This window comes from Arthrobacter sp. efr-133-R2A-120 (assembly GCF_030209835.1).
GTDB lineage: Bacteria > Actinomycetota > Actinomycetes > Actinomycetales > Micrococcaceae > Arthrobacter.
On the sequence record NZ_JARVRF010000005.1, the window covers coordinates 114053 to 124276 of the forward strand.

Genomic DNA, 10224 nt, shown 5'->3' on the forward strand with positions numbered 1-10224 from the left:
CTTCCGCGTGGATCAAGAAGTGCCGGAAGCTAGAGGAACGCTTCCCGCCCGGTGCCTTCCCGCATCACCAGTTCCCCGTCCTCGATGGACACCAGCAGGCTCTTCGCTTTTCCATGGAGCTTCTTGCTGGCGCTTAACTGACGGCTGGTGACCTCGACGCCCACCGTGGATCCCTTCGCCGGCAGCTCCACGGAAATCTCTGCCGCCATTCCCAGCATCTCCCGGGTAGATACGTCGCGCTCGTGGTGGGCCTCTTTGTGGTTGACGGTGACTTCTACGTCATCGGAGTCAAAGCCGTCCTGCAGGATGATGAGCAGTTCTTGCATGATGCGCCTCTTCCTTGAGTAGCATTCCTGACCGGATCAACGGCGGCTCTTTCCACTACAGCACTCCGCGCCGTCTTTAGGTAGGGCAAAATGTCATGGTGACCCATCTTCCACAGCCCCAGTCAGCACAGCACCAGTCAGCAGACGCCGCCATCCACGCCCTGATCGCCGAAGAGCTCGGTGTAAAGGCCTGGCAGGTCAAGGCCGCGGTTGAATTGCTCGACGCCGGATCCACCGTCCCGTTCATCGCCAGATACCGCAAGGAAGTCACCGGGACGCTCGATGACACCCAGTTGCGCGAGCTTGAGGAACGGCTTCGGTACCTGCGGGACCTCGAGGACCGCCGTCGAACGGTGCTTGAGGCGATTGCCGCGCAAGGCAAGCTGACCCCGGAACTGGAGGCCGCCGTCGTCGGCGCTGATACCAAGTCCCGGCTCGAAGATATCTATCTGCCCTTCAAATCCAAGCGCCGCACCAAAGCGCAGATCGCCCGCGAGGCCGGCCTCGAGCCGCTCGCGGATGCGCTTCTCGCGAACCCGCAGCTTGAACCTGAGCGCGAGGCCGCCAAGTACCTCAACGCTGAGCACTCCATTGACGATGCCTCCGCGGCCCTCGCCGGCGCCCGCTCGATCCTCGTGGAGCGGGTCTCCCAGGACCCCGATCTCGCCGAGGATTTGCGAGAGCGGTTGTGGACCCAGGGATGGATGGTTTCGCGCGTGAAGAAGGGCCAGGAAGCCGAGGGGCAGAAGTTCAAGGACTACTTCGAGTTCTCCCAAGTGCCTTCCGGCATGCCCGGCCACCGCGTTCTCGCGCTCTTGCGTGGCGAGAACGACGGCGTCCTTGAGCTTGACCTCGCCGAGGCAGAACCAGCCGACGACGACGCCCTGGCCGCCGCCCGCGGCCGCTACGAGAACGCTGTGGCCAAGTGCCTCGGGGTCGCCGAGCGCGGCCGGCCCGCCGATTCCTGGCTAGTCCAGACGGCACAGATCGCCTGGCGCTCGCGCATCCTGGACCGCCTGAGCAACGATCTGCGGGGCCGCATGTTCGCGCAGGCCGAGGACGAAGCCGTGCGCGTCTTCGCTGCCAACCTCCGCGATGTGCTCCTCGCGGCTCCGGCCGGCAACCGCGCCACACTGGGCCTGGACCCGGGACTGCGGACGGGCGTGAAAGTGGCGGTCGTCGATGGCACCGGAAAAGTCGTAGCCACGGATACCGTCTATCCGCACGCTCCGGCAAAGAAGTGGGACGAGGCTTTGGTGACGCTGGAGCGCTTGGCGCGGCAGCACGGCGTCGAGCTCGTCGCGATCGGCAACGGCACGGCGTCGCGCGAAACGGACAAACTCGCGGTGCAGCTCATCAAGTCGCTGGCAGCATCCGGCGGTCCCACGTTGCAGAAACTCGTGGTGTCCGAGGCCGGTGCCTCCGTGTACTCGGCGTCCGCGCTCGCGGCCGCTGAACTGCCGGGCATGGACGTTTCCTTGCGCGGAGCCGTTTCGATCGCCCGGCGTCTGCAGGATCCGCTGGCCGAATTGGTGAAGATCGAACCGAAGTCGATCGGCGTGGGGCAGTACCAGCACGACGTCACGGCGGCGAAGCTGGACCGTTCCCTGGACGCCGTCGTCGAGGACTGCGTGAATGCGGTGGGCGTGGACGTCAACACGGCGTCGCCCGCGCTCCTGGCGCGGGTGGCCGGCGTCGGGCCGCTCCTGAGCGAGAACATTGTGGCGTACCGCAACGAAAACGGACCGTTCGCCAAGCGTGCCGACCTCAAGAAGGTGCCGCGGCTGGGTGCAAAGGCGTTTGAACAGTGCGCGGGCTTCCTGCGGATCACCGGGGGAGCGGAACCGCTCGACGCGTCCAGCGTCCACCCGGAAGCCTATCCGGTGGCGAGGAAGATCGTGGCTGCTGCGCACGGAGCTCCCGTGTCTTCACTGGACCCGCAGGCATTCGTGGACGGGACGTTCGGGCTGCCCACCGTGCGGGACATCATGTCCGAGCTCGAAAAGCCGGGCCGTGACCCCCGTCCGGCATTCGCCGCGGTGACGTTCTCCGAAGGCATCGAGAAGATTTCGGACCTCAAGCCTGGCATGATCCTGGAAGGCACCGTCACCAATGTGGCGGCGTTCGGGGCCTTCGTGGATGTCGGAGTGCACCAGGACGGCCTGGTCCACGTCTCCGCGCTAGCCAACAAGTTCGTGTCCGATCCCCGCGAAATCGTGAAATCCGGACAAGTGGTGCGCGTGAAGGTCCTGGAAGCGGATCCGGAGCGGAAGCGGATTTCGCTCACCCTTAGGCTCGACGACGAACCCGGCACCCCGGGCGGATCCGGTTCGCGGGGCGGCGGGCGTGACCGCGGCCCGCGCGGTGGTGAGCGCGGTAGTGAGCGCAGTGGCGGCGAGCGCGGTGAGCGGCGCCCGGCGCCGCAGGCTGGACAGGGCGGTCGCAAGGCGGCTCCAGCGAAGCCGGTCAACACGGCAATGGCGGAAGCGCTGCGCCGGGCCGGGCTGGGGAAGTAGCCGCGGCCCCCGTCCTCCACGGTGATTTCGAAGCAATGCTGCCGATTCCCGAAGCATGAGTGGCATCATGTAGAAGGTCAGAAGCTTGCGCCAGGGGGAGGCCGTGTTTCGAATGAGCAAGCGGAGGGAACGCTCTCAGACGTCCATGCCCCGATGGTGGCTGCTTGTCATCATCGTCTTGGAGGCCGCTGTTGCCTTGACGGCTGGCCTTCCCTTGATGCTGGGCGAAGAACCCTGGGACGACCTCGGTTGGCCCGTCTGGATTCCTGATGTCATTGCGTTGCTCGTGGTTCCCGTCGTGGTTTTCGCGTCGTTTTCTTTGGTGCGGCAGCAGTTCCGGGAGCGCGCTGAAGCGTCCCGGACCACCCGCCTGATGGATACGGTGCTGACCACAAGCAGGGAGTGGTTGTGGGCCATAGGACCCGACGGGCGCTTCACCTTCTCGAGCCCGGCGGGAGCGGAGTTGACCGGGTACGAGCCTGCCGAAATACTGGGCAGGCATTTCAGCCTGATCATTGATCCCGACGAGCTAGCGGACGCCCTGCAAGCCCTGGCTTCCACCCAAGACACTGCCGCCGGCTGGTCAGGACTCCGCGCCGTGTGCCGCCACAAGAACGGCAGCAGGGTCCTGGTCGAGGTGTCCGGAAGGTCACTTCTGGACGCCGCGGGCCGGCCTGCTGGCTTCGAAGGAACGAGCAGGGCCCTTGATCCCGGGACAGCGAACACGCTCGCTGCCGGAGAGATCAGAAGCCGGATCGAGGCGACGCTCGCCGGGCGTTCCTTGATGACGGCGTTCCAACCCATCCGCTCCCTGGAATCAGACTCGATCACTGGAGCCGAAGCCTTGACTCGGTTCCCGGGATCTCCGAGCATTTCCCCCGAGGTGATGTTCGCCGAGGCTACCGCCGTCGGACTGGATGTTGAGCTTGAGATTCTTGCCCTCGAGACCGCACTCGCGGCTGCGAAGGGGCTGCCACTCGCGCTGTCGGTTTCTGTGAATCTCTCACCACGGGCATGCCTTGACGCGAGACTCTCCGATATTCTCGCGGACTCCGGAATATCGACTGGCCGGATCGTGCTCGAGGTGACGGAACGCCACCACGTTGTTGACTATGGCCCTCTCGCGGCGGCGCTTGCACCTTTGCGAAGCCGTGGATTGAGGATCGCCGTTGATGACGCAGGTGCTGGCTTTGCGTCCATGCGCCACGTCCTGCTCCTCAAGCCCGATGTGATCAAGCTGGACAGGGAGATCATCGCCGGCATCGACACGGACCCGGGCCAGCGGGCCTTGGGGGCGGCCATGGTCGGCTTCGCGAAGGAAATCGGCGCAACCCTGGTCGCCGAAGGGATCGAAACCGAAGCCGAGTTAACCGCAGTAGTCGAGCTCGGCATGACGGCCGGGCAGGGCTACCTTCTCGGGCGGCCCTCCGTGCGGCCGGAGGACTGGGCACACTGGGGTGGGGCGTTCCAGCGCCGGGCATTGGGAAGTGGATAAGGTGAAAACCACGCCTTGGTCGGCCATTATCGCGACCCAGTTGGTTGCAGCGCTTGGGCCGCTGGCGTTGCTCGTTCGATTCGACGCCCGCTGGTATGACTACATTTGGGTTGTCGCCTTGGTGGCCTACGAGATCTTGGTTATGCGGGCGCTCGTCCGTGGGCAGAGCAAGTAGCCGCAACGACTTAAACGAGGGCGGCGCCCTGGTTCCTTTCCTCAGGAACTGGAGCGCCGCCGTCGTTCGCGTCTAGCCGAGCCGCTACGGTGCCGGGATCGGGAAGAATGCCCGCGGATCCTGCAACAAGGCCGGGTAGTCGAAGTCCGTGCGGTCGATGATCTTGGTTACCTCGAAGTTGCGGCCGAAGCGGCCGTCTTCGAGGGTGATCGGCCGTCCGTGGATCTTGCCCAAGGCAAACTTGGCGCCACCCTCGATAGGGACGAGGACAGGCGTGTTGCCGGGGAGCGTCCGGAAGGCCTCGTCCTGGCGCTGGCGGTTGCGTGTGGGCTTCTTCACCAGTTGCTTCGGGGCCTTGCGGGCGGTCTTGCCCGGGCGGCGGGACGTTTCCGAAGCGTAGACGAACTGGTAGCCGTCGCCGTCGCTGTTGGCCGCCTTGGCCTTGCCTGCTGCCGGCATCCCCACCTTGTCGATCTTTTCGGGTTCAACATCGCCCACCGGGGCGCGAAGAACCCAGATGAAGTCGTCATAGGGGTCTTCGGGGATGAACTCGTGCCGAGGCTCGGGCCAAAGGTACTCAAGGTCCTTCGGGGTGTCCGGGAAGAGCTCGGCGTAGAAGCGGGGCTCCTTCTGGAGCAGCTTGGAGCGGTGGCTCAGGTGGAAATCGGCGTCGCCCAGCCAAGGCGGCATCGGAATCTTGGAGGCATAGTCCGGGTGGGCTGCCTGGGGTGCGAACTCGGTGATGCTGGTGCGGGTGTTGTCCGGATTGCCCCGGGCGACCCATTCGTCCACCATGGCCAGGCCGTAAAGAGTGAGCGCGGGGACGTAGCCCATCCACATGCGGATAGCCGGGTGGGACGGCCGGCCGAACTCAGGGATCACCAGTGCGCGAAGGATCTGCAGTGCTTCGACACGCTGCTTGCCAAGCCTTGCGGTGTCCAAGACGGCAGCACTTTGCTTGAAATCGGGGAACGGGAGGAAGGTCTGCATCCTTTCAGTTTGGGGGCCGGACGGCGTAGATCCAAGTTGACGCGGTGTGGCCTTCCCCTCGCTCGTGTTGTCGGGGCCCTTTGATCGACGTTGGCAGGGCTACTTGTCCCATGGAAGCCCCCTCGGAAACCTATGCCGGGAACTGGCCAGCGCGTGCGGTTCTGGGGACAGTCGACCGCGCCCGGAACGCGGTCATGGCCCGCCGCTGGCAGCGCCATCCGGTATTCGGGTCCCTCTTGCGCAGAATCAACCGCTTTCTGCCCTGAACCCGCTTTGGCTGGGCGTTCAGATGGGGCGCGTTGAGTATTCGTCCTACTCTTGTCGGGTGGAAACTTTTGGCGAATCGACGACGACGGCGGCACCTCCAGTTGCCGAACTGCACCTACACATCGAGGGGACGCTTCAGCCCGAGCTGATTTTCGCGCTCGCGGAACGGAACGGGATTGAGCTTCCGTACGCGGATCTGGACGAGTTGCGTGCATGGTACGAGTTCACGGATCTGCAGTCGTTCCTGGATCTGTACTACGCCAACATGGCCGTGTTGCGCACCGAGCAGGATTTTGCGGACATGACCAGGGCTTATTTGGCGCGCGCGGCGGCCGGTGGCGTGCGGCACGTCGAGGTCATGATGGACCCGCAGGCGCACATCTCGCGTGGGGTGGCCCTGGAAACGTGCGTCAACGGTGTGGCGTCCGCACTCGCGACGTCGGTGGAGGAGTTCGGCGTCTCGACGCTCCTGATTGCCGCGTTCCTGAGGGACATGTCCGAGGAATCTGCGCTGGAGGTTTTGGATCAGCTTCTGGCCATGGGGGCGCCGATCGCCGGCATTGGCCTGGATTCGGCCGAGGTGGGCAATCCGCCGTCGAAGTTCGAACGACTGTACCGCCGCGCGGCCGAGGCCGGACTGCGGCGGATTGCGCACGCAGGCGAGGAAGGCCCTGCTTCCTATGTGTACGAGGCGCTCGATCTGCTTGGCGTCGAGAGGATCGATCACGGCATCCGCTGCATGGAAGATCCGGCCCTGGTGGAGCGGTTGGTGGCCGAGCAGGTTCCGCTGACAGTGTGCCCCCTGTCCAACGTCCGGCTGCGCGCGGTGGATACCCTGGCCGATCACCCTTTGCCTGCAATGCTGGCAGCCGGGCTGAACGTCAGCGTGAATTCTGACGATCCCGCGTACTTTGGCGGCTACGTGGACGACAACTTCGCGCAACTTGTAGCTGTGCACGGGTTGTCTGTTGGGGACCGGGCGCGCCTAGCCGCGAACTCGGTGCGGGCCTCGTTCGCGGACGAGGCCCGGAAGGCTGAACTGTTGGCCGAGGTTTCGGAGTGGGAAAGGGCATCGGTCGGTTAGTCAGTCGCGGGCACGGCGTGGAAACGGGCGGCGGGAATCCCGGGTGTCATCTTGGTAGCACGGCGTCCGGAGGCTGTGGTGTGGTGATCGGGTCCGCGTGTCGATGCACGAGTGCCCAAGTGTCGCCTTCAGGGCGATAGATGCTCGTTACCCGCAGTTCAAAGGGCGATATTTCAGATCCCCCTCCGACCTTGGCCTGCCAGTGTTCCAAGTCCAGAAAGCAAGCAAGACCGGAAGTGACGTGCTTTGTGAGCGTATCAACGGCGGTGACGTGTCCATCTTCGAAGCGTGCTGCGGCTGAATCGAGGGCCACTGACACTTGATCCCAGCCAACTGCCGGAGGACCCCAAGGATTCGCAAGGGACACATCCTCGCTGTGGGAAAAAATGGCCTTGGCGGGTTCCGGATCGCCTTTGGCAAACTGATCTAGCGCTTGATGAAACTGGTCAATGACCTCGTCAAGCTGCATTTGTTCCACCTTCTGACTGATTGGCGCATCTGGAGTAGTAGGCGAATCTTAGCGGCTCCGCGCCCGGCCGTCACCGGTCCCTGAATCTTCCCAACGGGCGGAGCTCCAGCCGCACTGTCATCAGCGGGCACGTCATAACCCAGGGTTCAAGGGGCTATCGAGGGTACCCCAACAGCTAGTTACTGACCGGTAGCCGAGACCCTTCCATCACTTGTGGTTGTTTGGGCGTAATAGTGGGTCACGACACACGGTGTTTACCAAGAACAGTCGCCAGAATTTACAGAACATTGGCAGACTGCTGAAGGAATGTTCGCCGTTGAAGGAGACCCATTGGCCAAGTCCACCGTCGAAAAAAGCAGTGTCCGTCTCAAGACCGTCCTAGACGTCTTGGCAGAGGGAACGTGGTCCGAGCAGTCGTTGAATGCCGGCGAGATCCTGGCTGAGGCGATTGTCCGCGTCCCGCTGGATCCACGCGAGAGCGAACTGCTCAGCGGAGGCATCCCGCGCGGCCACAAGAACCTGACGACGGAGACCGCGAAACTGGTCAAGGCCGGCTGGCTGGTCAAGGGCCGATCGGGCTGGACTATCACCGACGACGGCCTCCGTGCCACCGTCGCTTTCGCCAAGCCGGACGAGTTCGTCACCGCGCTGACTGAGGGCACGCCCGTCCCGGCAGACACTCCGCTTCCGACGGCCCCCGTCAAGAAGGCCGCGGCCAGGAAGCCCGCGGCCAAGAAGGCTCCCGCCGTGGAAAAGGCGCCTGTTGCCAAAGCTGCAGCAGCGAAGGCCCCGGCCGCCAAGGCAGCGCCTAAGAAAGCGGCCGCACCCAAAGCGACTGCCGCCGTCGAGAAGCTCGAGCAGCCGTCCGCCGTCGCGATCGCTGGTGACTTCAACACAATTCTCGGCGCGCCGGAGGACTGGGCTCCGCAGTACGACGAGGTGCAGATGAAGTTCAATTCCCGTCGCAAGGTGTGGACCCTTACCGCCACGTTGCCTGCAGGTTTCTACACGTACAAGATCGCGCTGAACCGCTCGTGGGACGAGAACTACGGCGCGTTCGGCGCCCGTGATGGTGCCAACCACGAGCTGAACCACGACGGCGGCAAGGTCACCTTCACGTACGACCACGCCACGCGGGACATCGTCACGGCTTAGTTGTAACTCCCAAGTTTTCTCCAAGTCCAAATGTGGACTTGGAGAAAACTTGGAGTTGCCCGACAAGGTTGCACCGGGAACAAAGCGCCCGGGTCCCGAGGTTAGGGTAGGTCAACAGGACCTAACCGAGGAGCTAGCGATGACCGATGCCACTTTCCGCCACAATGTTGACCGCGAGCGCTTTGAAGTGCTCGCCGATGGCGGCGTGATCGGTAAGGCCGCGTACAAATCGTACGACGACGGCGGGTCCCCGCAGCGGATCTTCTACCACACCGTGATCAACGAGGAGTTCGGCGGGCAAGGGCTGGCGGGCAGGCTCGCCGAAGTGGCCCTGAACGAGACCGTGAGTGAGGGACTCGGGATCGTGCCGGTGTGCCCCTTCATCAAGAAGTTCCTCACCAAGCACCCGGAATACGCGGCGAACGCGGCTGCCCCGACCCTGGCGCACTTGGAGTACCTCAACGCTGCCCTCGTTCCGGCCGCCAGGGCCTAAAAGCGGCGGGTCGCGCCGCCGTCGAGCCTCACGAATACATCAATGAACCGGGAGTCGTCAGGACTTCGCCGGTCTCCAGCCAGGTCTTGAGGCCGGAGAGGATCATCGGCCAACCGCCGTAGATCTGGTCGTTGCCGCCCTCGCGCAAGTCGCTGTGGGTGACGGTCAGATGGCAAGAGTCGCCGACGGGCTCGATTTCCCAGGTGACGCGTGATGTGCCCTCGGCTTTGACGTCCTCGCCCCAGAGAGCGCGCATGGTCTGGACGAGCCGTCGCGGGGGATCGACCTCCACGTTTTCGCCTTCGCCGAGGACCATTCCGTTGGCCTTGGGATTGTGCATCTCGTAGTGCCCGCCCGGCGTCCAGTCGGCAGTGTGGGTGTTGCCGAACTGGTATTTGCTGCGGGTGTCGCTGTCCGTGATGGCATCCCAGAGCCGTTCCGGAGTGGTCTTGATGTAGATTTCGAAGATCTTTTCCACGGGACTTTCCAATCTGGTTTTGAGGTCGCTCAACGCAGCGGCCCATGGTTCTGCATATTTGCTCACCCAGCGGTCGTGGACGAGCCTGATGGGTACCGGATTCAGGTAATGGAGCTTTTCGCGACCGCGACGGCGGGTCACAACCAGCCCGGCTTCCTCAAGGATCTTGAGGTGCTTCATGATCCCGAAACGGGTCATGTCGAACCGTGCTTCAAGCGCGCTGAGCGTCTGCCCGTCCTCGCGGAAGAGCTCGTCGAGCAGATCCCTGCGGGTGGGGTCGGAGAGTGCCTTGAAGACGGCGTCCATGCATTCAGAATAGGTGACCATTTGGTCACATGTCAACGGATTCGGGCGGTCTGGAATTGGGTGGTTTATGTCCGGGTGGGTCTGAAGTAGTGGTTGCGTCGGGGTGTTTGGCGGGGGTCGAGGTGGGGTGGTGGTTTGAACCATGCCGTGCCGGTTTCCATGGTGATGGTCCAGTGTTCTTTGTGGATGACGTGGTGGTGGTGGCTGCATAGCAGGGTGCCGTTGTCGGTGCTCGTGGTGCCGCCGTTGGACCAGTAGGTGATGTGGTGGGCTTCGCACCAGGGTGCGGGGATGGTGCAGTCGGGGAAGGTGCAGCCTTGGTCGCGGGCGATGATGGCTTTGCGGATGTGGGGCGGGAAGATCCTGGTGGTGCGGCCGATGTCCAGGACGCGGCTGTCGCTGCCGAGCAGGACGGGGATGATGTCCGCGTCGCAGGCGATCTTGCGGATGACCGAGGGGTGGATCGGGCC

At 63.8% G+C, this 10224-nt stretch carries 11 protein-coding genes; 6 read left to right on the forward strand and 5 right to left on the reverse strand.

The window, feature by feature from the left end:
- Positions 1-29 precede the first annotated feature (29 nt).
- Entirely contained in the window at positions 30-326 is a 297-nt protein-coding gene (locus tag QRN52_RS04070) for a hypothetical protein (RefSeq protein ID WP_284751491.1), read from the reverse strand.
- Positions 327-421: 95 nt separating this feature from the next.
- On the opposite strand from QRN52_RS04070, the gene QRN52_RS04075 reads away from it, so the two are divergent.
- The 3 genes from QRN52_RS04075 (at position 422) to QRN52_RS04085 (ending at position 4512) form a co-directional block, all read left to right on the forward strand.
- A complete protein-coding gene (locus QRN52_RS04075; RefSeq protein ID WP_284751492.1) occupies positions 422-2842 on the forward strand; it encodes a Tex family protein in 2421 nt (806 codons plus the stop codon).
- A gap of 112 nt (positions 2843-2954) precedes the next feature.
- The gene (locus QRN52_RS04080; RefSeq protein WP_284751493.1) at positions 2955-4337 is read left to right on the forward strand and encodes a sensor domain-containing phosphodiesterase; all 1383 of its coding nucleotides are present in this window, start codon (positions 2955-2957) and stop codon (positions 4335-4337) included.
- A gap of 1 nt (position 4338) precedes the next feature.
- Positions 4339-4512, forward strand: a complete 174-nt coding sequence (locus QRN52_RS04085; RefSeq protein ID WP_284751494.1) for a hypothetical protein — start codon at positions 4339-4341, stop codon at positions 4510-4512.
- An 84-nt stretch (positions 4513-4596) separates the two neighbouring features.
- Here QRN52_RS04085 and QRN52_RS04090 read toward each other — a convergent pair whose 3' ends face one another.
- Positions 4597-5502 (reverse strand): MSMEG_6728 family protein, encoded by a 906-nt coding sequence (locus QRN52_RS04090; protein ID WP_284751495.1) that lies wholly within the window; start codon positions 5500-5502, stop codon positions 4597-4599.
- Positions 5503-5827: 325 nt separating this feature from the next.
- Between QRN52_RS04090 and QRN52_RS04095 the strand changes: the two genes are divergently transcribed.
- Positions 5828-6853 (forward strand): adenosine deaminase, encoded by a 1026-nt coding sequence (locus tag QRN52_RS04095; protein ID WP_284751496.1) that lies wholly within the window; start codon positions 5828-5830, stop codon positions 6851-6853.
- 46 nt (positions 6854-6899) lie between these two features.
- Here the strand turns inward: QRN52_RS04095 and QRN52_RS04100 are convergent, their stop codons facing one another.
- Positions 6900-7322 (reverse strand): YybH family protein, encoded by a 423-nt coding sequence (locus QRN52_RS04100; RefSeq protein WP_284751497.1) that lies wholly within the window; start codon positions 7320-7322, stop codon positions 6900-6902.
- Positions 7323-7652: 330 nt separating this feature from the next.
- Between QRN52_RS04100 and QRN52_RS04105 the strand changes: the two genes are divergently transcribed.
- Complete coding sequence (locus QRN52_RS04105) at positions 7653-8477, forward strand: pullulanase X25 domain-containing protein (RefSeq protein ID WP_284751498.1); 825 nt, start codon at positions 7653-7655, stop codon at positions 8475-8477.
- 139 nt (positions 8478-8616) lie between these two features.
- A complete protein-coding gene (locus QRN52_RS04110; protein ID WP_284751499.1) occupies positions 8617-8970 on the forward strand; it encodes a GNAT family N-acetyltransferase in 354 nt (117 codons plus the stop codon).
- 28 nt (positions 8971-8998) lie between these two features.
- Here the strand turns inward: QRN52_RS04110 and QRN52_RS04115 are convergent, their stop codons facing one another.
- Positions 8999-9754 carry an ArsR/SmtB family transcription factor gene (locus QRN52_RS04115; RefSeq protein WP_284751500.1) on the reverse strand — a complete coding sequence of 252 codons (756 nt, stop codon included), beginning with the start codon at positions 9752-9754 and terminating at the stop codon, positions 8999-9001.
- A gap of 65 nt (positions 9755-9819) precedes the next feature.
- The coding region (locus QRN52_RS04120) for an HNH endonuclease (RefSeq protein ID WP_284751501.1) at positions 9820-10224 on the reverse strand (405 nt) is incomplete at its 5' end.

Coding starts and splice junctions, on each gene's coding strand:
- QRN52_RS04070 (WP_284751491.1), bottom strand. CDS start 326: ATGCAAGAACTGCTCATCATCCTGCAGGACGGCTTTGACTCCGATGAC.
- QRN52_RS04075 (WP_284751492.1), top strand. CDS start 422: ATGGTGACCCATCTTCCACAGCCCCAGTCAGCACAGCACCAGTCAGCA.
- QRN52_RS04080 (WP_284751493.1), top strand. CDS start 2,955: ATGAGCAAGCGGAGGGAACGCTCTCAGACGTCCATGCCCCGATGGTGG.
- QRN52_RS04090 (WP_284751495.1), bottom strand. CDS start 5,502: ATGCAGACCTTCCTCCCGTTCCCCGATTTCAAGCAAAGTGCTGCCGTC.
- QRN52_RS04100 (WP_284751497.1), bottom strand. CDS start 7,322: ATGCAGCTTGACGAGGTCATTGACCAGTTTCATCAAGCGCTAGATCAG.
- QRN52_RS04110 (WP_284751499.1), top strand. CDS start 8,617: ATGACCGATGCCACTTTCCGCCACAATGTTGACCGCGAGCGCTTTGAA.
- QRN52_RS04115 (WP_284751500.1), bottom strand. CDS start 9,754: ATGGACGCCGTCTTCAAGGCACTCTCCGACCCCACCCGCAGGGATCTG.